Here is a 25,568-nt window from a genome sequence, read left to right as displayed (position 1 = left end):
CCCTCCTATCCGCTTAAACCGAAAAAGACCCGAAGCCGGGCCTCTTTCCTTTTTATTCTGATTCGTAAGCTTCGATAATTCGTTGCACAAGCGGGTGACGCACTACGTCTGTCTGCTTTAAGTAGGTAAAATAGATACCTTTTACATTACTGAGCTTTGTCTCGATAGAACGCAGACCAGATAGAGCACCTTTCGGCAAGTCGATCTGAGTCAAATCGCCTGTGATGACCATCTTGGACCCGAAACCGAGTCTTGTGAGGAACATCTTCATCTGAGCGTTTGTTGTGTTTTGGGCTTCATCCAGGATAACGAAAGCATCATCCAGTGTACGTCCGCGCATATAAGCAAGCGGAGCAATTTCGATCGTTCCACGCTCAATCAGACGAGTCGTCTGTTCTAAGCCGAGTACATCATGCAAGGCATCGTACAACGGGCGCAAATACGGATCTACCTTTTCCTTCAAGTCACCTGGAAGGAATCCTAAGCTTTCGCCTGCTTCCACTGCCGGCCGTGTCAAAATGATACGCTTTACGATACCTTTTTTCAAAGCATTGACGGCCATTACAACTGCCAAATAGGTTTTACCAGTACCGGCAGGTCCAATACCAAAGACCAAGTCATTGGACTTGATACCATTGATATAATTCCGCTGGCCGAGTGTTTTGACACGAATTGACTTGCCTTTTGCATTTTTCGTTATTTCATCATCAAATAATGTTTCGAATTGATCCAGTTTATCTTTTTTGGCTAACTCAATAGCGTACACCACATCGCGTTCTCCAATTGGAATGCCGCGCCTAATGACAGCAGCCAACGCTTGCAGCAGCTCCTCTGTCGTGCGGACTTCTTCTTCTGGTCCAGTTACGCGAACTTCTTCCCCACGCGTGACAATGGAAACACGGAAATGTTCTTCGATCTGCTTCAGATGGCGATCCTCCGTGCCGAACAGAGCTAATGTTTCATTAGTATCTTTTAATTGCAAATTCACACGTTTTACGTCTTCGGGCATAATCAATCTCCTTGAGATATAGGTTGAGATGTTGCAATATCTTCATTTACTTGAAAGTATAAGATTAATCTAACTTTACCATTCTCGACAGTCTCATGTAAAATTTTTTGAGAAATAATGTCAGCATCAGCACCAACTTGGAGCTGTAAATTCTGTTTGGCTAATTTTTCAGCCTGTTTACTCGCTTCCTCTTTTGTCCGGTTCACTTGTTTCGTGACCCGTTCGTATTCCGTCGTTTTACTCATCCCGATCGGCAGCTCCCAGCGGAGGAACCGGAGATGGCGTACAGCAGTCTGTTCCTGGGAATCCTTGAACTCAGTTTCCCCGAACCCCCAAACCGGAAACTGGAAATTGTCTCCAATCCGAATTGCATATTTATTTTCCTGTTTACCGCTAAGAACAGTATATGTTTCTTCTAGCGGAACTGCTGCAGACACATTATACCACGTCCGTGCGATGACTTTACCAGTCGCTGCAACATGCTTACGTGTATCTTTCTGCTTTGTCTTATCCTTTTGATCCTTGTCAATAGGAGGAGGTTCATTCCCGATCAAACCGGAAACGAGCACATCTCCAGGCTCTACGTAATCATGCACCCCCACTTGCGGCACTCCTTCTGATACAAACATGTCGACGATAACACCTTTTTTCTTTGCCACAAGGTGCCGAGGTCCTGGTTGTGCTTCTTCTTTAACGATTGTTTTCGGTACACCTTCCAATGCATAGGTTGTCCCTTTCTCTTGCACTCCTATCCACAGAAGATCCGGAATATCTTGTAACAAACGCTGCTGGATATCAACTGGGGCGCCAAGCGTCAGCTTGAAGGCACCTAAACGCACGCCGTACTCATCCAGCTGTGTTTCGATTTGATGCTCTAACTCCGGGCTTACGCCTTTCACTTCAATTTTCCAGACTGTATTTGAGAGAAAGAAAATAGACAGGATGCTGATGGCTATACCGAGCAGCAACGGTTTCTTATGCAGCAATGCAGTGAAGAGGAAAGGAAACCCATGCTTGCTGCGGAACTGAATTTTGTAGCCTGTCCCTCTTCGCTGCATGCGAAGCTTGCTTATATCCTGTTTCCTTATCTTCGCTTCACATGTCTGACTGTCTGTTTTGATGATATCCCAGACAAGAACCTTCTCCTGTACAAGCTGATTAAAAAATAGCTCCGGTCTGTCCCCTTTTATCAGTACGGTCACATATCCAGTAAAATAAATATCCTGTGTGTGCTTCTTCATACGTACCTCCCCGATCCGCTTGCCTTATGATTCAATGAATTTGAATTCCTTCATTTTGCCTTCGAGCAGGATTTCCTCTGGAAGCATGACTTTCAGTACGAATGATTCCCCTGTTATCCGGAGGAAACCTGTGTTGAGACGCAGCCTAAGTTCGTTATCAGAAAAAAGCACAAGCCCTCTGTGATTTTCGATATATGCATGAAAATGGCCGATTGTCGTAATGCGAGGGAGTTCAAGCACCACATCAGCAGGCATATCCAAATGCTCGGTGAACCAATTTCCGATCCGCTGCTGCCATTTTTTCATTTCCATCAGCTCCCCTCTGCACATTCTATGTTGCTAAGAGGCAAGTGAGAACAGTCTGATGCACGAAAAAAGCGAGCCCATTATTGGACTCGCTTGTTGAAAGCGCGATGCGGTTTTTTCGCACGTGGTTCTCCGAGTATCTCAGACCAGAGAACCTGTTCTGCTAATTGTCTGCTAGTAGGACGTTTCAGCTTGATTGGCTTAGCTAGAGGTTGGTCTTTATCATCCTGACGACGGACAGAGGAGGCACTGCGCACTTCCAAAGCTTGCTGAATTGCCTCTGTCGTCTGTTTTCTATATTCCTCTGCTTTCTGCTCGGCTTGAATCAGTTCTGGTGCTTTAACTGGCCTCTGTTTCTGCTGACGATCTTCTCTGCTTGCATGAGGCTGCTTCTCCTGCCAGTTCTTGACCGGAGGCTGCGTGCGTCGGGGATCGTTATCATGATCTCCTTTTTTACCTGCGGAGTTAAAAAAGAAAGCAATGGCAGCAATTGCTAACGGCACGAGAAATTGCAAAATGTCAAACATGCACCTGCCACCTTTCTAAAACTTAACGTTCTTCCTCGTCATTATTTGACAAGTCACCAATGCTGTCTCGCATTGTTGTATCTGCATTGATGTTCTGGTAGTTCATATAATCCATCACGCCCATGTTACCTGAACGCAGTGCTTCAGCAAGAGCAAGCGGAACATCCGCTTCTGCTTCTACTACCTTGGCACGCATTTCTTGTACGCGGGCTAAGTTTTCCTGCTCCTGTGCTACAGCCATCGCACGACGTTCTTCAGCTTTGGCTTGGGCGATATTCTTATCTGCCTCTGCCTGATCCGTTTGAAGCATCGCTCCAATGTTTTTACCGATATCAATGTCTGCGATATCAATGGACAGAATTTCAAATGCCGTACCGGAATCCAAACCGCGCTCTAACACATTGTGTGAGATTTTATCCGGGTTTTCCAATACATTCTTATGGTTGGTCGAGCTACCGATGGTACTGACAATTCCTTCCCCTACACGCGCGATGATGGTATCCTCTCCGGCACCACCCACAAGTCGGTCAATATTGGCACGCACTGTGATACGAGCTTTCGCCTTCACTTCGATACCATCAATCGCCACACCTGAAATGAACGGTGTTTCAATCACTTTCGGATTGACACTCATTTGCACAGCTTCCAATACATCACGACCAGCTAGATCAATTGCTGCTGAGCGTTCAAATGGTAATTCGATATTCGCACGGTGAGCTGCAATAAGTGCATTGACGACGCGGTCGACATTACCTCCTGCCAGATAATGACTCTCCAGCTGGTTTGTATCAACCTTCAAGCCTGCTTTATGGGCTTTAATCAATGGATTGATGACACGTGATGGGATAACACGTCTTAAACGCATCCCTACCAATGTGAAGATGCTGATACGGACACCTGCTGCCAGGGCACTGATCCATAATGCAACTGGTACGAAAGTGAATAAAATAATCAATGCAATCAAAATGACTGCAGCAATAATGATCGGTACTAGTATATCTTGATTCATTCTGTTTCCTCCTTGTTCGTCAGAGGACTGACGATGATTTTCGTGCCTTCTGTACGGATAACAACTATTCCCGATCCTTTGGCAACATACCTGCCTTCAGTGATGACATCCATTACCCTGCCATCAATATCGGCTGTACCTGACGGGCGCAAGGGTGTTTTCGCTACACCACGTTTACCAATCAGGACTGTCAAGCTAGGAAGCGTATCCGGCTTGAGTGTTTCCTGGAGTATCATCGGCTTGAACATCCCTTTTTCAAATCCGACAATGCGAATGACATATACAACAGCCAAAACGGTGACCACGAATGCAATACTTACACTCATCATCATATCGGTTCTATCTGCCGCCATAGAAAAAAGCGCCCATAGTAACCCGATCATACCAAGTATGCCCATTATGCCTCCAGGTACGAATAATTCCAAGACAAGTAAAATGATGGCTGCAGTCAAAAGCAGAATATCCGTATTGGTTGCTAGTCCTGCCGCAATGTGACCGTAAAGAAACATTCCTCCAGCAATGATTCCAAGTATCCCACCCGCTCCAAAGCCGGGTGTGAACATCTCGACAGCCAATCCAGCAAAAGCTATGGAAAGCAGGATTGTCACAAGAACCGGAGAAGTGATCCACGTCTGCATTGTTTCGCCGAAGCTGTGCATCGCTGTTTGAAGACTTGGAAGTGTGATATATTGCAGCATAGAAATCCTCCTGACCCCGACTGGTTTCGTTTACAGTTGTTATGTACGTTAACTTATACGCTTGGATAAAGAAAAGGTTTCATATGTAGATAAACTTTCGTAAAAAAGCAGAAAACCCAATCATTCATGATTGGGTTTTCCTTTTAGATATTCATATAACTATCAGTTAAGACAAGTGCTTATTCACGATTTTATTAACTAAAGAACCATCGGTTTTGCCTTTAACTTTCGGCATAACAGCGCTCATGACTGAGCCCATGTCTTTCTTGGAAGTAGCTCCTACCTCCGTGATGGTCTGTTTAATAATGTCTTCAAGTTCTTCTTCCGAAAGCTGTTCGGGCATATAATCTTTCAAGACTTGAAGCTCCGCTTCAAGCTTCTGGGCAAGATCATCGCGTCCAGCTTCTTGGAATTCTTGGAGGGAATCTTTTCGTTGTTTTACCTCACGAGATAAAACGGTAAGTTCTTCATCTTCTGACAGCGTGTCATTTCCAGTACGAATTGCTTCATTCTGCAGGGCAGCTTTCACCATACGGATTACGCTGAGCGTTTCTTTATCCCTTGCTTTCATGGCAGTCTTCATATCCTGGTTCAGACGTTCTGTTAATGACATATCTCTTTGCACCCTCTTTGCTTACTTACGCTTTCTAGCCGCCTCAGATTTTTTCTTGCGACGTACACTAGGTTTTTCGTAAAATTCACGCTTACGGTATTCAGATAGAGTACCGCTTTTAGAAACAGTGCGCTTAAAGCGACGAAGAGCATCTTCAAGAGACTCGTTTTTGCGAACGCGAGTAGTGTTTGACATGCTAATTTCCCTCCCTCCGAAGCATACAACAATGTGCTAACTCATATGCACTGCTGCATATGTCTTTGCTCATTATAATATAATGCTAAATCCTGGTCAATAGAAAGGTGCATAATCACGCACATTTCATAATTACTTCTTAATAATCGCTGCTTCCAGCAACGCCTGCGATGATCTGAACACCTGCGCTGGCACCGATGCGAGTAGCACCTGCTTCGATCATAGCCAGTGTAGCTTCGCGGTCACGCACACCGCCGGAGGCCTTTACACCGATGTCCGGACCGACTGTCTTACGCATCAATTTGATATCTTCCACTGTTGCACCACCGCCGGAAAAACCAGTGGAAGTTTTGACGAAATCAGCTCCAGCTTTTACAGCAAGCTCACAAGCTGTTACTTTTTCTTCATCAGTCAATAATGAAGTCTCGATAATCACTTTCGTCAGTACACCTGCTGCTGCTTCCACAACTGCACGAATGTCAGACTCAACAGTCTCTAAATCGCCTGATTTCAAAGCACCGACATTGATGACCATATCGATCTCACCAGCACCTTTTTCAATAGCGTCCTTAGTTTCCAAAGCTTTTACCGCGCTAGTCGAAGCGCCAAGAGGGAATCCGATAACAGTACATACTTTCACATCTGTACCTTTAAGCTGATCTGCACAATGAGAAACCCAATACGGATTTACACAAACAGAAGCGAATTTATGGGTTGCCGCTTCCTCAACAATTACATCGATTTGTTCCTTTGTAGCATCAGGCTTTAAAAGTGTGTGATCAATATATCCAGCGATATTTTCCAAGAGAAATAACTCCTTTTATAGTCAAGTTAGATAGTTACACTTGCTTCCTCATCATCCATTACCCGGACGAATTGGCCTTCATTATACGGATAGCCAGCCTTAGTCAGCTTAACACGGACAATCTTACCGATCATGTCCGGTGTTGCCTCGAATTTCACTTTCAAATAGTTATCTGTATAGCCGACATATAATGTGTCGGATTCGTTTTCGTCAAAAAGCTCTTCTGGAATGACTTCCAATACTTCATTTTCGAATTGAGAAGCATATTCTTTCGCTTGCTGATCCGAAAGTGTAATCAGACGGTGGACACGCTCATTCTTTGTCTCGTCGTCCACTTGGTCTGCCATACGTGCAGCAGGTGTTCCTGTACGCTTGGAATAAGGGAACACATGGAGCTCGCTATAACCGATTTCTTGAATGAAACGATATGTTTCCATGAATTCCTCTTCTGTCTCACCTGGGAAGCCGACAATCACATCACTCGTAATGGCAAGGTTAGGCAAAGCTTTCTTCACTTTATCGATTTTACTGCGGTAAAAGTCTGAAGAATACTTGCGGCGCATGCGTTTTAAAACGGAATCAGATCCAGATTGAAGCGGGATATGCAAATGACGCACGATTTTCTCAGACTCATCCAGTACCTGAATGACCTCATCCGTAATCTGGCTTGCCTCAATGGAGGAAATACGGATTCGTTTCAATCCACGTACATTCGCCTCCAATTCCCGCAGCAATTTAGCAAAATTGTAATCCTGCATATCCTCGCCGTATCCTGCTGTATGAATCCCTGTAAGGACGATTTCCTTGTAGCCAGCGTCCACAAGCTGCTGAGCCTGCTTCATGACGTCCTCAGGGTTACGGGAACGCAGCAATCCGCGGGACCAAGGAATGATACAGAAAGTGCAGAAGTTATTGCAGCCTTCCTGGATTTTCAGCGATGCACGCGTACGGTCGGTGAAGGCTGGTACATCCATTTCCTCGAAGACACGGTTTTTCATGATGTTCGAAACGCCGTTGATCGGTTCCTTCTTCACCTTGAATTCCTCGATATGCTCAATCATCTTGTCCCGGCCCTGCGTGCCAACTACGATGTCCACTCCCGGAATCTCCATGATTTCACCAGGGGACGTTTGCGCATAACATCCGGTTACACAAATGACGCCCTCAGGATTTTTACGTACTGCCCGGCGAATGACTTGGCGGCTTTTTTTATCTCCAGTATTCGTAACCGTGCAAGTGTTGATAACGTACACGTCTGACTGGTGATCAAAATCCACCCTTTCATAGCCTTGGGCTTTGAACTTCTGCCAAATACCTTCTGTCTCATAATGGTTCACTTTACAACCTAATGTGTGGAATGCCACTGTAGGCATGGTAAAACACCTCATTCTTCAAAATGGTACGATAGACTAGCCAACATATACAGTGGAGCGGTCTCTGTGCGCAAAATTCGAGGTCCGAGCCTGATAGGTGCAAAACCCGCATTTTGAAGCGCATCAGCTTCTGATTCACTGAAGCCGCCCTCTGGTCCGATTACGACAAGCACATTGTCTGATGGGGAAATGTGCTGGAAAACAGATCGAAGCGGTTCTGCCTTCAATCCTTTTGCCGCTTCTTCATAAGCGAACAATTTGTGCTTGTATGTATCGCTGCTATCAAGCAGCATTTGGAAGGTTTGCACATCCTTTATTGCCGGTATTATCAAACGGCTGGACTGCTCGGCAGCTTCTTTGGCAATCTTTTCAAGGCGCTGCCGTTTTTTGTCCTTCTTTTTCTCGTCCCATTTTACAACGGAACGAGCAGCTTGGAAAGGAGCAAATGCAGCTGCACCCAATTCCGTTCCTTTCTGCACGATCCATTCCAGTTTGTCACCCTTGGGAAGCCCTTGGGCAATCGTTACTGATACTGGCATTTCAGTATTCATATCGACTTTTTCAACTACGGAGACAGTAACATGATCTGACACCAATTCGTCAATCTCACATTTTGCGGCATGCCCATCCGGATGGACACAGATGATATTATCGCCTGTTTTCATCCGCATCACCCGATTGATATGATGAGCGTCCTGTCCATTCAACGTAATCCGGTTATCCTGCCAATTGGCAGCTTCTACGAAATAGCGCTGCATATGCTCACCTCTGCCTTAATTCTTCTTTGCAATGATGGCAACCCAATCTTCCATTTCATTGACTTCAACAATATCGAAACCAGTTTTTATCAAGGCTTCTTTTACGTCGCCTTTCTTCTGGCTGATAATGCCGCTCGTAATGAACAGACCACCTGGTTTGATCAATTTATACGCGTCATCTGTGAATTTCAAAATGATTTCAGCAAGGATATTCGATACAATAACGTCCGCTTCCACCTCAACGCCTTCGAGCAAATTATTCGCACTGGCCGTAATGCGGTCAGCTGCTTGATTCAGCTCTGCATTGACCTTGGTACTGTTTACCGCCACATCATCGAGGTCGAATGCATGTACATGCTCAGCACCGAGCAGTACGGCAGCGATGCTCAGTACACCAGAACCAGAACCAACATCAATGACAATGTCGCCTTTCGTTATATAACGTTCGATTGCCTGTACACTAAGTACCGTCGTCGGGTGAGTTCCTGTACCAAAAGCCATGCCAGGATCAAGTTCCATGATCACTTCATCACTTGCTACCGGTGTGTACTCTTCCCATGTAGGTATGATGGTGAACTTTTCGGAGATCTTCACCGGTTTGTAATATTTCTTCCAAGCGGTAGACCAATCCTCTTCATCTACTTCACTGACTGTCACATCATTTGCACCAATATCAATCTGATATTCTTTCAGATTTGTGATCGCTGCTTTGATCTCATTCACCGATTCATTCAAAAAGCTGTTAAGAGGCAAATATGCTTTCACAAAGATGCCTTCTGCTGGATAATCTTTTGGATCCAACGCATAGATTTCACCGAACGTCGTTTTATGATCTTTGACCAAGTCCTCTGGGTCCTGGATTACAACACCACTGGCACCTGCTTCATGCAGGATATTCGAAATTGGCTCAATCGCTTCATTCGTAGTATGGATACACAGCTCCGCCCATTTCACGTACACGTCACTCCTTTTATTAAGACTCACCTTTGAACGCACGTCTCATACGTGTGAAAATATTGTCATGCTGTTCGTCGGTTGGGTCATTACCGCTTATATCGTTGAGCTCACGCAATAGCTCCTTCTGACGATCCGATAAATTCGTAGGTGTTACAACACGAATTTTCACATGTTGGTCCCCTTGACCATACCCGCGCACATTCGGTGATCCTTTGCCTTTCAAACGGAATGTACGTCCTGTTTGCGTACCTGCTGGAACTTTAAGATTCACTGCGCCATGAACCGTCGGCACTTCAATTTCATCACCAAGTGCTGCTTGAGCAAATGTAATCGGCATTTCACAATAAATATTATCGCCTTCACGGTCAAAGAACTCATGGCTGCGTACTTGAATGACAACATAAAGATCTCCTGGAGGTCCTCCATTGACACCTGCTTCTCCTTTACCGGATACACGGATTTGCTGGCCATCGTCAATTCCCGCAGGGACTTTGATATGGATTTTGTTGCGTTTACGCACACGGCCGGAACCACTGCAAGTCTTACATTTATCTGGAATGATCTTACCTGTTCCATTACATGTATTACATACGCGACGGTTCACAACACGGCCAAATGGTGTATTTTGTTCGACATTAAGCTGTCCGCTTCCGTTACAATGCGTACAAGTCTTCGGCTTGGTGCCTGGTTTGGCTCCTGAACCGTGACAAGTATCACATTCCTCTTCTTTCGGTATCTCAATATCTGTTTCCTTACCAAAAATAGCTTCCTCGAAGCTGAGCGTCATACTGTATTGCAAATCTGCGCCTTGACGTGGTGCGTTCGGATCACTGCGGCGTCCGCCGCCGCCAAAGAACATATCGAAAATGTCGCCAAAACCGCCAAAATCTTGGGCTCCAGCTCCCCCGAAGCCTTGGCTCTGCGGGCCTGCGTGGCCAAATTGATCATACTGGGTACGCTTTTGTTCATTGCCGAGTACTTCATAGGCTTCTTTTGCCTCTTTGAACTTATCGGCTGCATCTTCCGCCTTATTCACATCTGGGTGGTATTGGCGCGCAAGTTTGCGATATGCTTTTTTAATTTCTTCCTTCGAGGCATCTTTCCCGACGCCAAGCACATCGTAGTAATCCCGCTTACTCACTGACAATCACTCTCCCGACTCTCTCTTATACATAAATTTTATCATACCATTAAGCCCTATAGGCAGCAAACACTGTAAACATGTAACAAGTCAAAGCTGCTCGGAAAGCGGCTTTGACTTGTCGGGTGATACTAGTTTTTACTTATTGTCTTTGTCGTCGTTTACTTCTTCGAAATCAGCATCTACGACATCATCGTCTGCTTTTTCTCCGCCTTGCGCTTGCTGAGCCTGTGCTGCTTGCTCATACAATTTGACAGACAATGCTTGAACCTGCTCGGAAAGCGCATCTTTTTTAGTTCTGATATCTTCAATATCAGTACCTTCCAATGCTTTCTTCAGTTCTTCTTTCGCTGCTTCTGCTTTTTGTTTATCTTCTTCAGAAACATTTTCAGCAAGATCTTTCAACGTTTTGTCCGTTTGGAAGACTAGCTGATCCGCTTCATTTCGAAGATCTACTTCTTCACGGCGTTTTTTATCTTCCTCCGCGTTCTCTTCCGCTTCTTTCACCATTTTTTCTACTTCTTCATCAGAAAGACCTGAAGAAGATTTGATTGTAATGGATTGTTCTTTGTTTGTGCCAAGATCTTTCGCACGAACATTAACGATACCATTTGAGTCGATATCAAAGGTAACTTCGATTTGCGGCACACCGCGTGGTGCTGGCGGGATATCCGACAGTTGGAAACGACCAAGCGTCTTGTTGTAAGCTGCCATCTCACGTTCACCTTGAAGTACATGTATATCTACAGAAGGCTGGTTGTCCGCTGCTGTAGAGAATGTTTGGGATGCGCTTGTCGGAATTGTCGTATTGCGCTCGATCAATTTGGTGAACACGCCGCCCATTGTTTCAATACCAAGGGAAAGTGGAGTAACGTCAAGAAGTACGACGTCTTTCACATCACCTTGAAGGACACCACCCTGGATTGCTGCACCGAGTGCAACTACTTCATCCGGGTTAACGCCTTTGGAAGGATCTTTGCCAGTTTCCTTTTTGATTGCTTCCACTACAGCCGGAATACGTGTAGAACCACCGACTAGGATAACTTTATCAATTTCGCTTGCAGAAAGATCAGCATCGCGAAGAGCTTGACGAGTAGGTCCCATTGTTCGCTCAACCAGATCAGCAGAAAGCTCATCGAATTTCGCACGTGATAGAGAAAGCTCCAAGTGAAGCGGACCTTCTGCACCAGCCGTGATGAATGGAAGTGAGATTTGTGTTTGTGTAACACCTGAAAGATCTTTTTTCGCTTTTTCAGCTGCATCTTTCAAACGCTGCATTGCCATTTTATCTTTGGAAAGATCGATGCCGTTCTCTTTTTTGAATTCCGCTACAAGATGATCGATGATCACTTGGTCGAAATCGTCACCGCCAAGACGGTTATCACCCGCAGTGGAAACTACTTCGAATGTGCCATCGCCGATATCAAGGATGGAAACGTCGAATGTACCGCCGCCAAGGTCATAAACAAGGATTGTTTGATCTTCTTCTGTATTGATACCATAAGCAAGCGCAGCTGCTGTCGGTTCGTTGATGATACGCTCGACTTCAAGACCTGCAATTTTACCAGCATCTTTCGTTGCTTGGCGTTCTGCATCGTTGAAGTATGCTGGAACTGTGATAACAGCTTTATCCACCGTTTCACCTAGATAATCTTCAGCGAAAGATTTAATGTACTGCAGGATGATAGCAGAAATTTCTTGAGGCGTGTAAGACTTACCTTCGATTTCCACTTTGTAATCCGTACCCATATGACGTTTGATGGATTGGATTGTATTCGGGTTCGTGATCGCTTGACGCTTCGCCACTTCACCGATTTGTCTTTCTCCATTTTTGAATGCTACAACGGATGGAGTTGTGCGGTTACCTTCCGGGTTCGGGATAACGCGAGCTTCTCCACCTTCCATTACGGACACACAAGAGTTTGTTGTACCTAAGTCAATACCAATGATTTTACCCATTTTGTATTTTTCCTCCTCTACAGCATATGTAGTGCTTTATTGATTCACTTGGACCATAGCCGGTCGAATGACACGGTCTTTCAGCTTATAGCCCTTTTGCAATTCCTGTACGACAGTATTTGGTTCGTATTCATCATTTTCCACCTGCATGACGGCTTGGTGCAGATGAGGATCGAATGGCTGTCCTACAGTTTCAATCGTCTCGATACCTTGCTTGTCGAATGCATCTAATAATTGACGATGCACCATGCGGATACCATCGACAAAACCTTTGTTCGCTTCTTCGTCCTGAACAGTCTGAAGGGCGCGATCCAGGTTGTCGACGACAGGGAGCAAGGCTTCCGCCAAATCCTGAGATCTATATTTGCTGGCAGCTTCCTTTTCCTTCTGTGTACGCTTGCGGAAATTGTCATACTCAGCCTGCAAGCGCAGCAGACGGTCGTACATCTCGTTTTTTTCTTGTTCGAGCTGTGCTAGTTGCTCGCTGCCTTCATCGTTAGTTTCGGATTCCTCAGCTGGGGCTGCATCAACCACTTCTGTTTCAACAGCTTCCTGCTCTTCGGTTTCATTCACTATTTCTTTTTCATTTGCCATGATGGTCACCTCCTGAAAAGCATTGCTTATATGAAAGGCTTGCTGTATAGCAAGCCATATTCAACTCATTTCTGCCAGTCCTGATAGGCGCTGGTCAGTTTGCTAGATAAAACATTCATCAACGACATTACCCGGGAATACTCCATTCTGGTCGGACCCAGCAAGGCGACGGTTCCCATGTGTAAGCCATCCGCTGTGTAACTCGCAGTGACAAAGCTGCAATCCTGCATCGCATCCAGCTTGTTCTCTGTGCCGATGGATACATGCAGACCATTTTGCTCTCCTTTGAGAAGACGCGCAATCGTCTCGCCTTCTTCTTCAATCATCGTATAAAGGCTTCGCAGCTTATTCAAGTCCTGAAAATCGGGCTGCATCAATATGTTTGTCTTACCGCCGAAATAGAGCTTGAGCGGCTGTTCCGTTTCCATGAAGGAGCGCAGATAAGCGAACATCGTATCAAAATGGACGGTATGCTGCTTGAGCAGCTCCTGCACTTCAGACTTCAGTCTGCCAGGCACCATCATAAGCGGTACACCAGCTAAACGGTCATTCAGGATATTCACTACCTTTTCCATCTCAGCATGATCCATCCCATCTGGTATCCGGAAAGATTTATGCTCTACATGCCCTGTGTCTGTCACCAGAATCATGACAGCACTAAAATCGGACAAAGTAAGAATCTGAATATGCTTGAGCTTCGTCTCCAGCATTTCCGGTCCCAATATGATACTTGTGTAGTTGGTAAGCTCTGAAAGCAGTGCTGCGGATTGCTGTACGACTTCTTCCATCTGACGTATGTTCGTCGAAAATGTCTGTTTGATTGCTGACGTATCCTGCCGCGTCAAATGAAACGGTGTCAGTAGATGATCCACGTAGAAGCGATAGCCCCTTTCGGAAGGTATTCTTCCGGATGAGGTATGCGTCTTCTCGATCAAGCCAAGCTGCTCCAACTCAGCCATATCATTGCGAATCGTTGCGGCACTATAGGCAACGTCCTGCTTATTGGAGATAGCACGCGAACCAATCGGCTGCGCCGTTTCAATGAAATCATCGACTATGACCTGAAGGATACGCAGCTGTCTTTCTGTCAGCATGATCATCACCTCGATTAGCACTCGTTAACAGGGAGTGCTAAATATACATATAAGGTAACAAAGCCTAGAAAAATTGTCAATTCGAAACTCTTGTCGGTTCTTCTTCTAAAAGGAACTCTTGGAATACATCGTTTCCGAACAAAAATCCATCTTCAGTCATAGCAACGTGTTCAGCATCTTCAATGAGCCATCCTTTACTGATCAGCAGATCCAGAGGCTTACGGTAAACCTCAGTAAGCTCGATACCGAATTTGTCACGGAAGCTCGCTTTGTTCACTCCTGATTTCTTGCGAAGACCAAGGAAAAGCTCTTCCTCGATACGCTCTTTACGGCCAATCGGCTCCTCATGCAGAACCGGTATACCATTTTCATTCGCTTGCTTCAGATAAGCAGGAAGCGGACGGATATTGATTACGCGGCGCCCTGGCAAGTACCCATGTGCCCCTGCACCAAGTCCATAGTAGAAATCATTATTCCAGTATGCAAGATTATGCTGGCTTTCCTTACCCGGAAGGGCAAAATTGCTCACTTCATATTGTTCTCTGCCATGTGCCTTCATTTGATCGCGCAGCAGATTGTACATATTAGCTTCCAATTCTTCCGGCGCCTTTTTCAATGTACCCTTTTTATACCGCTGATAAAAGACCGTCTTAGGCTCAATCTGAAGCGAATAAGAAGAATAATGCGGCAGATCGAACTGCAAGGCTTCTTCCACAGTATGCCCAAACTGCTCCAATGTTTGTCCCGGCAGCGCATAAATCAAGTCGATGCTGATATTGTCGAAGCCAGCCTGTTTCAATAGATCAAGACTTTCATATACATGCTTGACGCGGTGAACACGACCGATCGCTTCGAGAAGTTTATCATCAAACACTTGAACGCCAAGGGAGATTCGATCTACACCGTAATGCTTAAGCAGCTTTGCCTTCTCTAAGGATAGATCCCCGGGATTTGCTTCAAATGTATATTCTCTGGCTGCGTGAACATCAAATGCGCTGTCAACACTCTTCAGCACATGCTCCAGCTGCTGCATATTCAAAGCGGTTGGTGTTCCGCCACCTACAAAGATCGTGTTCATCTGCTGTCTGTTCGGAATGTAATGCTCCATTTCCTTCCGTAATGCTTCTACATATTCATCTGCACTATCTTCCCGATAGAAAAACTTCGTGAAGTCGCAGTAATGACAAAGCTGTTCACAGAAAGGTATATGGATATAAGCGGATTTCACTTCGTTCATCATGCTGCCTCCTTCCGCAATGACAAACCCTTGTCTGATAAGGACAAGGGTTGTCTGTTTTTTATTCGTCTTCCATCTGCAGGATGGCCATGAACGCTTCCTGAGGAACCTCCACGGAACCGACCATCTTCATCCGTTTCTTACCTTCTTTTTGCTTTTCAAGTAATTTACGTTTACGTGATATATCTCCTCCATAACACTTGGACAAGACATTCTTACGCATCGCTTTAATATTGGAACGGGCAACAATCTTGTTCCCGATTGCAGCCTGGACTGGTACCTCGAACTGCTGACGCGGGATTAACGCCTTCAGCTTTTCTACTATTGCTTTACCACGGTCGAAGGCAAAATCACGGTGTACGATGAAGGATAGAGCATCTATCGTATCGCCATTCAAAAGAATATCCATCTTCTGCAGATCGGATGCCTTGTAACCTACGAGTTCATAATCGAAGCTTGCATACCCTTTTGTTTGGGATTTCAGCTGATCGAAGAAGTCATACACGATTTCAGAAAGCGGGATTTCATAAACTACATTTACACGGACATCGTCCAAGTATTGCATGTCCTGGAAATCACCGCGTTTTTTCTGGCATAGCTCCATGACTGTACCAACGTAATCATTCGGTACCATGATTGTCGCTTTTACGTATGGCTCTTGCACTTCCGTACGTGATTGTGCATCTGGCAAAGCAGCCGGGTTGTCGACACGCACTTCGCTGCCATCATTCATGACGACATTGTAGATAACACTTGGTGCTGTCGTGATCAAATCAATATTGAACTCTCGTTCGATACGTTCCTGGATGATCTCCATGTGCAATAGACCAAGGAAGCCACAACGGAATCCGAAACCTAGCGCCTGGGAAGTCTCCGCTTCATATTGCAGGGAACTATCGTTCAGCTCCAGTCTTTCCAGTGCTTCACGCAAATCATTGTAGTTGCTCGCATCAACCGGGAACAATCCGCAATAAACCATCGGATTCAAGCGGCGATAGCCGGGCAGTGCCTCACTGGCTGGATTATTGGCTAATGTAATGGTATCCCCTACTCGCGTATCACTTACATTTTTAATAGAGGCAGTTAAATAACCAACGTCACCAACGACTAGCTCGTCCTTTTTAACTGGCGCCGGATTAAAAACACCGACCTCATTGACTTCAAATTCCTTGCCTGTAGCCATCATATGGATTTTGTCGCCTACTTTTACAGAACCCTCTTTGATACACGTATACGCGACAACACCGCGATAGGAATCATACAAAGAGTCAAAGATCAGACCTTTTAACGGCGCATCCTCATTCCCTTTCGGCGGCGGGATCCGGTCTACAATCGCTTCTAAAATCTCTTCTATACCAATTCCTGCTTTAGCGGATGCCAGAATAGCATCACTCGCATCAATGCCAATGACATCCTCGATTTCCTGTTTAACCCTTTCCGGGTCGGCACTCGGTAGATCGATTTTATTGATAACCGGAATGATTTCCAAGTCATTATCCATAGCCAAGTATACATTGGCCAATGTTTGGGCTTCGATACCCTGAGCTGCATCCACTACGAGGATGGCACCTTCACAGGCTGCCAAACTCCGGGATACCTCATATGTAAAATCGACATGTCCCGGTGTATCTATCAAATGGAAAATATATTTCTCGCCATTTTCCCGTTCGTATTCAAGTTGCACTGCATTCAGCTTGATAGTGATGCCGCGCTCCCTTTCCAGATCCATTGCATCCAAATACTGCGCCTTCATTTCACGCGCAGTAAGAGCCTTCGTCTTCTCGAGAATACGGTCAGCCAGTGTAGACTTCCCGTGATCGATGTGGGCAATGATCGAGAAATTCCGCACATGCTGCTGATTTCGTCTGTTTGTCTCTACCAATCAAAATCACTCCTAAATTGTCCGAAGCTGCCTCCACAAGAAGCAGCCGTAACAATAACTAGCATTGATTATAGCAATTGCGCCCTGTTTATTCAATGTTTTTAAGCGCTTTTGCTTCAGCCGAACAAAGCGTTGGAAAGCTGTTCGATCGCTGTGATGATAACCGAACAGATACCTGTGAACAGACTTCCAAGACCGCTTGCCAGCTGCTGTACGATGGAGCTGTCTGCCCCTTCATCTGAAACTGGTGCAGTATTTTCGTACACAGGCTCTTCTTTCGTACCCTCAAATGAAGCAGATGCAGTCAGCTTTCCCTCCTGCAGTTCTGCAGCAGGGGGCTGTTCTATTTGCTGTACATCCTCTTTTTCCATTCCTATCAATATACCGCCAAAAAACAACGTCAGCATCGTGAGAACAATTACTACATATTTCATCCTGCTTGGCCTCCTTGAACTTTTTCCGCTTCCCAGTAATAATCCGCAAATATCTCGGCAAAAAGTTCCGCCGTCCGCGTCGCTTCCTCCAGTGTATTCTCCGCCCCCCCTATTTCCAGGAGAGCTGCTTTGTCAGATACATCCTGATTATAAACACCGTCGACTCCAGCGCCTTGTTTCGTGATGACACCACGACTCAAGCCTGGGTATTCGGCTTCAATCTTCTTGTGCAGATCCGTTGCCAGCTTCAAGTTCTTTTCAAATTCCTTATTCTCTGCGCCGACGACGAAGACGACTTTTGCATATGTTTTACCTTCGATTTCCTTGGTCGTGTCTTTCCGTTTCAAGCTGTCCCGATGAATATCGAAAACGAAAGAAACATCCTTGTTTTCTGCTACAGCAGCTTCCACCACTCCTCTTGAGGCTTCGTAGGATTGATGATAAGCCATGCCATTTTCATTCAAAATAGCTCCTATATCTGTCTGGTCAGCTATTGCCCCGATACCCAGCTCTTCCAGCCGTTTTGCCATTGCCTCTCCAGCATCGGTAACGTTAGAATTTTTGTTATAAGCGTTATCTTCCTGCTGTGCATCCAAAGAAGGCAGATAGGACTCCTGATTATGTGTATGATAGATATAAACAACATCTTTTTCCCCTGTGGAAGGTGCAGGTTCCTCGTCTTTTTGTTCCTGACTATCTTCCGTCGGGTTTTGCTCCTCTTTCTCTGGCGGCACCTCTTCTTCCTTCTCTTGTGCTGGCTCTTCTTCGATAATATGATCCGGCTGCGCCGACTCAATCGGAAGGTTCGTATAGTTTGTCCCTTCACCAGCAATGACAATCTGGTTTTCATATAATGAGAACCCTGGTATTTCGGAGCCGAGCAGAGTCCTCGGATCATCCGGTTTAATGGTTGTCAGCATTTGCATAAGAATGGCGGATATCTGTATAGATGGAGCTTCTTCTGGTCTAACACTTTCGAAAACCTTATTTTCGTTTCCGAGTATATGCAAATATATGCTGCTGTCTAGCTGTCTTGTCCAATCTGTAATGGCTTGTGAGGACAGCCGGTACGCCGGCCCAGCAGAAGTAAGCGCCGCTATACCGGTCAATAGAAAAAGGATGGAGCCGACAAGGATAAGTGTCCGCTTATATATGAACAGTACGCCTGAACGCTTTCGCTTAAAGCTGTTCTTCTTTTTTCCCAAGAAAGAAGCTCCTCTCTTTTTGAATCTAGTTGAACTCTACTAGAATCTATGAGAGAGAAGCTCGAAGTAGAACCTCTGAAAGAAATCAGCGTGTGTAATCCGAGAGATTCGCCGGATTGACCTTTTCGTGCAGGGCGCCATTAATGCCAGCTGCTATGACATGGGCCATATCGGCAATAAACCCATCGACTTCCTTTGGTGTTACCATAAGATTATGCCCAAGAGGAGTCAGCACTTCATGGATCAACTGACGCTTCTCCCCTTCACTGAGACCGCCAACCATACCGAAGACTGCCTGACGCTGTTCCTCACTTGGTAAATCTTCTTCTGTAAGTTCCTTTTTTCCAAAACGCATTCCTGCCGGCACAAGTGCTTTTGACGGCTTGTCTTTTTCCTTCCATTCTCTCCCAAAATGCTTGAAGAGATAATCGATTGTGTCACTCGTAATGGTGACCGCATCGACGACGGTTGGAACGCCAATACTGAAAACAGGAATACCAAGCGTATCTTTGCTCAGTTCTTTCCTTTTGTTCCCAACACCTGAGCCTGGATGGATACCTGTGTCGGATAATTGGATTGTGCTATTCACACGACTGACCGAACGAGCCGCCAAAGCATCTACTGCTATGACGAAGTCCGGCTTCGTTTTTTCAATTATTCCGTGGATAAGGGTGCTAGTCTCAATACCAGTAGTTCCCATCACACCAGGTGATACCGCACTGACCGGCCGATAGCCTTCCTCCACTGATTCAGGCTGCAGCTTGAATAAATGGTTGGTGACCATGATTTTCTCAATCACTTCAGGTCCCAAAGCATCCGGTGTCACATTCCAGTTTCCAAGTCCGACAATTAAACCTGTCGCATTGGTAGGAATATTGTTTTCAGTCAGCATTTGTTCCAGTTCTTTCGCAAGTACAAGTGCTGTCTCCTCTTCCTGTTTCGTATCCTGATTCTTTACTGCCTCGGTATGAATCGTAATATAGATGCCTGGTTTCTTTCCGATCTGCTTTGCGCCTTCTTCATTTACTTGTACATAATTGACGGTGATACCTTCTGTCTTTTTCTCTGTTACCGAAATACCCGCTGCTGTCCCCTGCTTCTGTTCACTCGATGTATAAAGATCCTTTGCTTCGATAGCCAAATCCGTCCGTACTTGCAGCTGCTTGATCAAAATCATCCCTCCACTTTTCACAAATGTCAGCATTAGCATAAGCAGATTAACAGCAAATCATACGAAAAGTGACACCATCAGTGAAAAGAATTGTTGAAAACATCGCTCTGCTTTGGTACAATGGCTTTTGTTGTAAGATGAAATGTGCCGGAGGTGAATCAAACATGGCAAATATTAAATCAGCGATTAAACGCGTTCGTGTAAACAACGATGCTCGTCTAAGAAACCAAGCTTTGAAAAGCGATTTGCGTACTGCAGTGAAACACGTGGAAACTGCTGTTTCCAACAACGATGCTGCTACTGCTAAAACAGCTCTTCTAACAGCTTCAAGCAAAATTGATAAAGCTGCACAAAGTGGTGTCATCCACCGCAACAAAGCTAACCGTCAGAAGTCTAACTTGACTAAAAAAGTTAACGCTCTTGGCGCATAATATGCTTTAGAAGAACGATTCCTTAAGGGAATCGTTTTTTAATAGAAAAAAGCCCGGCGGTTTATTAAACCATCCGGGCTTTTTTTCGTATTGTTACTATCTGCTGAAGCAGCAGTTCAAAGGCAAGGTTCTTCTCCATACGTCCCTGCTTCAAATCTGCATCCGTTTCAGCGGCTAAGAACAGAATATGTTTCAATTCTTCTTCCGAGAAGTTTGCTTCCCGCTTCAGTGCAAGCTTGATCACGAATGGATGAACCTTCGTTACTTCTGCCATCTTTGCTTGGTTGTATCCTTTATGCTTGAGAAGCTTGACATGTAAAATTGTCCGGAATTGGGATGCAAGCAACGCTATCAATGCAATCGGCTCTTCCTTAAGCTTGATCAGATCATGAAAGATGTAAACCGCCTTTGCTAAGTCACCTGCCATCAAGCTGTCAACCAGCTTTAATCCAGAGCTTGTCTGCTGATGGGAAACAAGTGATTCTGCCATCTCCAAGGTTACCGTACTTCCCTCACCTGCATAAAGTGCGAGCTTTTCGATCTCTCCGCGCAGCATAGATAGATCTGTTCCAGCCTCCTGGATGAGCAAATCAGCAACTGCATCCTCCAGTACAATTTGATGCTCTTTGCTTAACGTGACAATCCAATCCGACAAATCCCACTCTTTGACCGGCAGACAAGCCACAGCTTGCCCTGTCTTTTTGATGCTCTTGATGATTTTCTTCCGCTCATCCACCTTCTCATATGGAGCTAATAAAACGAGTGTCGTCCAAGCTGCTGGATTCTCTACATACTGTTCCAGGCTTTCCAAACGATGATCCACTGCCGACTTATCCGACTTCGCTTTCAGGAAGAAAGGGTTGTAAGCGAGAATTAATTTTTGTTCGCTGAAAAAAGGGTATTCCTCTGCATCCGCAATAACTTCCTGGATTGGGGTTTCCTCCAAATCGTAGACGGAAACATTCGTTCCATCGGAAAGGGCGAATTGTTTCTCTATTTTTTCCTTTATATCCTGCATGAAATAGGACTCGGTGCCATATAGTAAGTATATAGGTGAAAAATCCTTTTTCTTGATTGCTTTTAAAGCGTCAGTATATGACATGTTCTCACTCCTACGTAATCCTATTGTTTATCGTAGCGGCAAATAGGAATTAACGCAAGGTGGAGGTGGAACAGAGGAGAACAATAATACGTTCCCCCCCAATCTATATGAACGCTCTTGTTAGCCAGCTCCGGAGGCTGCAACGCGAAGCGGTGTTTTCTTACCTCTAGGTTATCCTTAATCATGCAAGTTATTGGTGACAACTCTTGCTAATCGAGGTAAGTACCTGCTGCCTGTGGTAAGTTCATTTGCCTCATTTATAACTACCGTATCTTATGGGAGGAACGGGCTAAATGTGCCTGTCTTCCCTGAGAAGGCATAGACGACCGCCCCATCCGTATCTGTACGCCAGATACGGATGTTTTGTTGTGACAATGCATCCACAACCTCTGGAGACGGATGGCCATATCTGTTGTTCCGGCCAGCCGAAACCAGCGCTGTCTCCGGCTTCACATGCTGAAGAAACGCTGGATCAGTCGAGGTATTGCTGCCATGATGTCCGACCTTCAGTACATCCGCCCGTAAAGTCGGATAACTCCGGATAATTTCCTTTTCCTCCTCTTTGCCTATATCACCCGTAAAAAGCCAGCTCTTCCCGCCCAGCACCGTATACATGACAAGCGAATTCTTGTTGGGATCCTTTTTATCACGCGAAGGAGCCAGCAGCTGGATTTCCCAGCCCGGAAGACGGATCATCTCTCCAGCTGTCCAAGGTATTATCTTTATATCCGAATCCCAAAGTTTTGCTTTCGAACGGTCAAAATAGACAGAAGTACGTACCCAATCCACATGAAATTCCTCTGTCAGCTTACCAATACTCCCGATATGATCATGATCCGCATGCGAAGCAAAGATGCCATGAACTTTGGCAATTCCCCGCTCATACAAATATGGTTTGATTACCTGCTTGAAATTCTTATCAGTCGGCTTAAAGTCCGTTCCGACACTGCCAGCTGCATCAATTAGATAAACACCTCTGCGATAAGGTAATTCGATGACAAATGCATCTCCTTGCCCGATATCGAGCATCGTGACATATCCTGTACTGCTCGTATAAGGCAGCAGCGCTGCAGCAAGCGGAATTGCTGTCAGTAAAGCACCATAACAAAGAGCAATCCTTCGCCTGCCTTTCTCCCACGCTGAGCAAAATAGAACAAGAATCAGAAAATAAACTATAGAGATACCAATTGGAAGCTTGCCTGTTACCCAAGGATAAAAAGCTGCACCATCTACCCATTCAATAAATCGGATCACTAATTCATTTAGAAATCGAAAACACTCCCCTAGAAGAGCAGCAAACTGCGGCAAAGGGTACAGCATGATACTGATTAACAGCAAAAGCGGAATAGCAATAAACGTATAGAACGGAATGGCAAAGAGATTCATTAAAACAGACAATGGATTCAAGAAGTAGAATTGGGAGACCTGCAGAGGAAGGATGACGAGCTGGCTTAAAAGGCTTGTTTCCAGCAGCGCACTTATAAAAGAGCCAGTGTAAAGGCGGGCCGATAAAAGCAATGCCAAGCTGACAAGAAACGAAAATTGAAAACCAATATGGTATAGATAATGCGGGTCGAGGACAAGTAAAAGTAAGAAAACGATACTGATGCTATCGATGATAGGCAGCCTAATGCGAAAGCGCATCAGCACCATGATGAGCATCACCATTAAAGCAGAACGCCAAACCGACGGTTCCCCGCCTGCAAATACGGGATAAACAGCCAAAAAGACAAATAAAAACAAATAGGTCTTTTCTATCGTAAGAATCTGGAGTTTTGTGAAGAGGAAGAAGAGGATTGCCGAAAATAATGCGATATGCATGCCGCTGATAGCAAGGATATGTGACAAGCTCCAACGATTGAAAAGCTCTACCGTCCCCTCATCCAAATTGCTGTCTTCCCCAGCAATCATCGCCTGCACCCATGCGTCGGTATGAGAATCAAGGTTCTTATCCGCTTTTTCTAAAAACCCAGTTCTCGCCTTTAACAGCTGACTGAATCGTGATGTTCCAGTACAAGAGATATCCTGGAGATTTTGAAGTTTTATTTCGTAAAAAATACCTTGCTGCCGTGAATAACGCTTAAAATCAAATTGTCCTTGGTTAGTAGCTGGATCGGGCTGGCTAATTCTGCCTTTGATGGCACATTTAGCACCTGCAGATAAACCAGTTAATACTTCATTAGCTTCTTGTTTGAAATAGGTCACTTGGATAGAAGGGGAACCAGAAGGATCTTCTGCAGTGAATTGAATCCGCTCATTTGTTTCAGAGATATCTGATATAGCGGAGGTGAGCTGAATTGGCTTATCCAGCGGTAGTTCAGGGGGTGCTTTTTGGCCGAGGATACTGTTGCAGAAAAACAACAGTGAAGCAAGTGAGGACAGAAGCAGGAGTGTAAATTGGATTCGCCTTGTGTAATACATTAGGCATAGCCAAACAACTATTAACAGCAAGATGGAGAAATGTAAGGAATGCGCCAGCATCCCGCCAAGGGCTGCCAGCGCGACAATATGCCATCTTCCGATCATATCCGTTCTTTGGTTGGAAGTTGATAACGAGAAGCAGCTTCTTCAGCAAGCCGCTGACTTTCGGTATCATCCAGCTGCTTGAGCTTCTCCACTACTTTTTCCATAAGGTTTTGAGTTTCCTGCGGCTTCGTATCCACTACAACTGCATCAAGCTCTACCTGTTGCGTCTTGACACCTGCTTCAGCAAAAAGATCTACCGCATAAGGATGATTTTTGTAATCATTCGCATAATAGACCGTTTTGATACCAGCTTGAATTAAGGCTTTACAGCATTGCAGGCACGGAAAATGTGTAACGTAAATTTCAGCTCCTTCGGTTGGTACACCGAATTTCGCACATTGTAAGAGGGCATTCATTTCTGCGTGTACTGTCCGCACGCAATGACCATCGATTACGTAGCAACCTTCATCGACGCAGTGCTTGCTGCCAGTGACACTGCCATTATAACCACCGGCGATGATCCGTTTATCTCGGACTACAGTCGCACCAACCATCAGACGCTGACAGGTGCTGCGCAATGCCAGCAAGTGGCTTTGCGCCATAAAGTATTGATTCCATGCGATTCGTTCCATGACGCTTCGCCACCTTTCCTTTTCTAGAGTAAGTGTACAATCCCCCTTCTCATCCGTCAACAGCTCTACAAGCTGATCTGATCCTTCATGTTCTCTAATGATTTCTCCCCGATGCCAGGTACTTCTGTAAGCTGCTCAATAGAAGTGAAAGGACCGTTTTCCTCCCGGAAAGCAACGATAGCCTGCGCTTTTGCTTCCCCAATGCCGTTCAACTCCGTCAGTTCCTCGCTGTCTGCTTGGTTGATATTGATTTTGTCCGATGAAGCATTCATCCCTCCAGATTGAGCTGGTAAATCCGCTCCTTCTCCGATAGCCGCAACATAAATAACCTGTTCATCTGCCACACGCTGGGCCAGATTGATACTCCTCCCCTCCGCTTTATCTGTCAGCCCGCCAGCTGCATCTATCGCCTGCTCCACACGGCTGTCTGGAGCAAGCTCGTACACTCCGGGGTACTGCACCTCTCCTTTTATATCTACTACAAACTTCGTGTGATCAGGCGCCGGCTCTTTTTCAGCTGGTGTTTCTGCAAGCAACAACTGATTCTCAGAAGGGTTTTCAGCTTCTTCAAGCTGCTGAACAGCAGCATCACCCTTAGGCTCCCGGATCCATATGACTAAAACCACACATACTGCAGCAGCAAGTATGATTGCCCAGCTATATCGTTTGACGATTTGCACCATGAATCTCCTTTCATATTCTATTTCGTTAAAGCATAAATTTGATAAC

The 25,568-nt window shown here is 45.4% G+C and carries 26 protein-coding genes; 1 reads left to right on the top strand and 25 read right to left on the bottom strand.

Annotated elements, in window-relative coordinates; genetic code table 11:
- Positions 1-52 precede the first annotated feature (52 nt).
- The 21 genes from CHH91_RS05620 to gpr form a co-directional block, all read right to left on the bottom strand.
- A complete protein-coding gene (locus tag CHH91_RS05620; protein WP_095222486.1) occupies positions 53-1,009 on the bottom strand; it encodes a PhoH family protein in 957 nt (318 codons plus the stop codon).
- A 2-nt stretch (positions 1,010-1,011) separates the two neighbouring features.
- Positions 1,012-2,250 (bottom strand): sporulation protein YqfD, encoded by a 1,239-nt coding sequence (gene yqfD / locus CHH91_RS05615; RefSeq protein ID WP_095222485.1) that lies wholly within the window; start codon positions 2,248-2,250, stop codon positions 1,012-1,014.
- A gap of 24 nt (positions 2,251-2,274) precedes the next feature.
- Positions 2,275-2,556 (bottom strand): sporulation protein YqfC, encoded by a 282-nt coding sequence (gene yqfC / locus CHH91_RS05610; protein WP_176465689.1) that lies wholly within the window; start codon positions 2,554-2,556, stop codon positions 2,275-2,277.
- Between the two features lie 80 nt (positions 2,557-2,636).
- Positions 2,637-3,083 (bottom strand): hypothetical protein, encoded by a 447-nt coding sequence (locus CHH91_RS05605; RefSeq protein ID WP_095222483.1) that lies wholly within the window; start codon positions 3,081-3,083, stop codon positions 2,637-2,639.
- A 22-nt stretch (positions 3,084-3,105) separates the two neighbouring features.
- On the bottom strand, positions 3,106-4,092 hold the full coding sequence (gene floA / locus CHH91_RS05600) for a flotillin-like protein FloA (protein ID WP_095222482.1): 987 nt from the start codon (positions 4,090-4,092) through the stop codon (positions 3,106-3,108).
- Entirely contained in the window at positions 4,089-4,790 is a 702-nt protein-coding gene (locus CHH91_RS05595) for an NfeD family protein (protein WP_095222481.1), read from the bottom strand. Before CHH91_RS05595 ends, floA begins: the two co-directional genes overlap by 4 nt.
- 166 nt (positions 4,791-4,956) lie before the next feature.
- Positions 4,957-5,403, bottom strand: a complete 447-nt coding sequence (locus CHH91_RS05590; RefSeq protein ID WP_095222480.1) for a GatB/YqeY domain-containing protein — start codon at positions 5,401-5,403, stop codon at positions 4,957-4,959.
- Between the two features lie 21 nt (positions 5,404-5,424).
- Positions 5,425-5,598, bottom strand: a complete 174-nt coding sequence (gene rpsU, locus CHH91_RS05585; protein WP_077308578.1) for a 30S ribosomal protein S21 — start codon at positions 5,596-5,598, stop codon at positions 5,425-5,427.
- Positions 5,599-5,737: 139 nt separating this feature from the next.
- A complete protein-coding gene (deoC, locus tag CHH91_RS05580) occupies positions 5,738-6,403 on the bottom strand; it encodes a deoxyribose-phosphate aldolase (RefSeq protein WP_095222479.1) in 666 nt (221 codons plus the stop codon).
- Between the two features lie 26 nt (positions 6,404-6,429).
- Positions 6,430-7,776 (bottom strand): tRNA (N(6)-L-threonylcarbamoyladenosine(37)-C(2))-methylthiotransferase MtaB, encoded by a 1,347-nt coding sequence (gene mtaB, locus CHH91_RS05575; protein WP_095222478.1) that lies wholly within the window; start codon positions 7,774-7,776, stop codon positions 6,430-6,432.
- Between the two features lie 11 nt (positions 7,777-7,787).
- On the bottom strand, positions 7,788-8,534 hold the full coding sequence (locus tag CHH91_RS05570) for a 16S rRNA (uracil(1498)-N(3))-methyltransferase (RefSeq protein WP_095222477.1): 747 nt from the start codon (positions 8,532-8,534) through the stop codon (positions 7,788-7,790).
- A 15-nt stretch (positions 8,535-8,549) separates the two neighbouring features.
- Positions 8,550-9,488, bottom strand: coding sequence for a 50S ribosomal protein L11 methyltransferase (gene prmA, locus CHH91_RS05565; RefSeq protein WP_095222476.1), 939 nt, complete (start codon positions 9,486-9,488; stop codon positions 8,550-8,552).
- Between the two features lie 19 nt (positions 9,489-9,507).
- The gene (gene dnaJ, locus CHH91_RS05560) at positions 9,508-10,632 is read right to left on the bottom strand and encodes a molecular chaperone DnaJ (protein ID WP_095222475.1); all 1,125 of its coding nucleotides are present in this window, start codon (positions 10,630-10,632) and stop codon (positions 9,508-9,510) included.
- Positions 10,633-10,770: 138 nt separating this feature from the next.
- Positions 10,771-12,591 (bottom strand): molecular chaperone DnaK, encoded by a 1,821-nt coding sequence (gene dnaK / locus CHH91_RS05555; protein ID WP_095222474.1) that lies wholly within the window; start codon positions 12,589-12,591, stop codon positions 10,771-10,773.
- 36 nt (positions 12,592-12,627) lie between these two features.
- On the bottom strand, positions 12,628-13,185 hold the full coding sequence (grpE, locus tag CHH91_RS05550) for a nucleotide exchange factor GrpE (protein WP_095222473.1): 558 nt from the start codon (positions 13,183-13,185) through the stop codon (positions 12,628-12,630).
- A 65-nt stretch (positions 13,186-13,250) separates the two neighbouring features.
- Positions 13,251-14,279, bottom strand: a complete 1,029-nt coding sequence (gene hrcA, locus CHH91_RS05545) for a heat-inducible transcriptional repressor HrcA (protein WP_095222472.1) — start codon at positions 14,277-14,279, stop codon at positions 13,251-13,253.
- Between the two features lie 76 nt (positions 14,280-14,355).
- Entirely contained in the window at positions 14,356-15,516 is a 1,161-nt protein-coding gene (gene hemW, locus CHH91_RS05540; protein WP_095222471.1) for a radical SAM family heme chaperone HemW, read from the bottom strand.
- Positions 15,517-15,577: 61 nt separating this feature from the next.
- Positions 15,578-17,398 (bottom strand): translation elongation factor 4, encoded by a 1,821-nt coding sequence (gene lepA, locus CHH91_RS05535; protein ID WP_095222470.1) that lies wholly within the window; start codon positions 17,396-17,398, stop codon positions 15,578-15,580.
- 116 nt (positions 17,399-17,514) lie between these two features.
- Positions 17,515-17,832 carry a hypothetical protein gene (locus CHH91_RS05530; protein WP_095222469.1) on the bottom strand — a complete coding sequence of 106 codons (318 nt, stop codon included), beginning with the start codon at positions 17,830-17,832 and terminating at the stop codon, positions 17,515-17,517.
- Positions 17,829-19,037 (bottom strand): stage II sporulation protein P, encoded by a 1,209-nt coding sequence (gene spoIIP, locus CHH91_RS05525; RefSeq protein WP_286160701.1) that lies wholly within the window; start codon positions 19,035-19,037, stop codon positions 17,829-17,831. Before spoIIP ends, CHH91_RS05530 begins: the two co-directional genes overlap by 4 nt.
- A gap of 85 nt (positions 19,038-19,122) precedes the next feature.
- The gene (gene gpr, locus CHH91_RS05520) at positions 19,123-20,214 is read right to left on the bottom strand and encodes a GPR endopeptidase (RefSeq protein WP_095222468.1); all 1,092 of its coding nucleotides are present in this window, start codon (positions 20,212-20,214) and stop codon (positions 19,123-19,125) included.
- A gap of 158 nt (positions 20,215-20,372) precedes the next feature.
- Between gpr and rpsT the strand changes: the two genes are divergently transcribed.
- Positions 20,373-20,639 (top strand): 30S ribosomal protein S20, encoded by a 267-nt coding sequence (rpsT, locus tag CHH91_RS05515; protein ID WP_095222467.1) that lies wholly within the window; start codon positions 20,373-20,375, stop codon positions 20,637-20,639.
- A gap of 64 nt (positions 20,640-20,703) precedes the next feature.
- On the opposite strand, the gene holA is transcribed toward rpsT, so the two are convergent.
- The 4 genes from holA to CHH91_RS05495 all read right to left on the bottom strand — a co-directional run bounded on the left by holA (position 20,704) and on the right by CHH91_RS05495 (position 25,522).
- Positions 20,704-21,741 (bottom strand): DNA polymerase III subunit delta, encoded by a 1,038-nt coding sequence (gene holA / locus CHH91_RS05510; RefSeq protein ID WP_095222466.1) that lies wholly within the window; start codon positions 21,739-21,741, stop codon positions 20,704-20,706.
- Between the two features lie 273 nt (positions 21,742-22,014).
- Complete coding sequence (locus CHH91_RS05505) at positions 22,015-24,267, bottom strand: DNA internalization-related competence protein ComEC/Rec2 (protein WP_095222465.1); 2,253 nt, start codon at positions 24,265-24,267, stop codon at positions 22,015-22,017.
- Positions 24,264-24,839 carry a ComE operon protein 2 gene (locus CHH91_RS05500; RefSeq protein ID WP_095222464.1) on the bottom strand — a complete coding sequence of 192 codons (576 nt, stop codon included), beginning with the start codon at positions 24,837-24,839 and terminating at the stop codon, positions 24,264-24,266. The genes CHH91_RS05505 and CHH91_RS05500 overlap by 4 nt, the downstream gene beginning before the upstream one ends.
- Before the next feature lie 65 nt (positions 24,840-24,904).
- Positions 24,905-25,522 (bottom strand): ComEA family DNA-binding protein, encoded by a 618-nt coding sequence (locus CHH91_RS05495; protein WP_095222463.1) that lies wholly within the window; start codon positions 25,520-25,522, stop codon positions 24,905-24,907.
- Between the last annotated feature and the right edge of the window lie 46 nt (positions 25,523-25,568).

The sequence above is a fragment of the Virgibacillus sp. 7505 genome, from assembly GCF_002272135.1.
In the GTDB taxonomy this organism is placed as follows: domain Bacteria; phylum Bacillota; class Bacilli; order Bacillales; family Amphibacillaceae; genus Terribacillus.
This window is presented reverse-complemented; position numbering and strand designations above follow the sequence as displayed.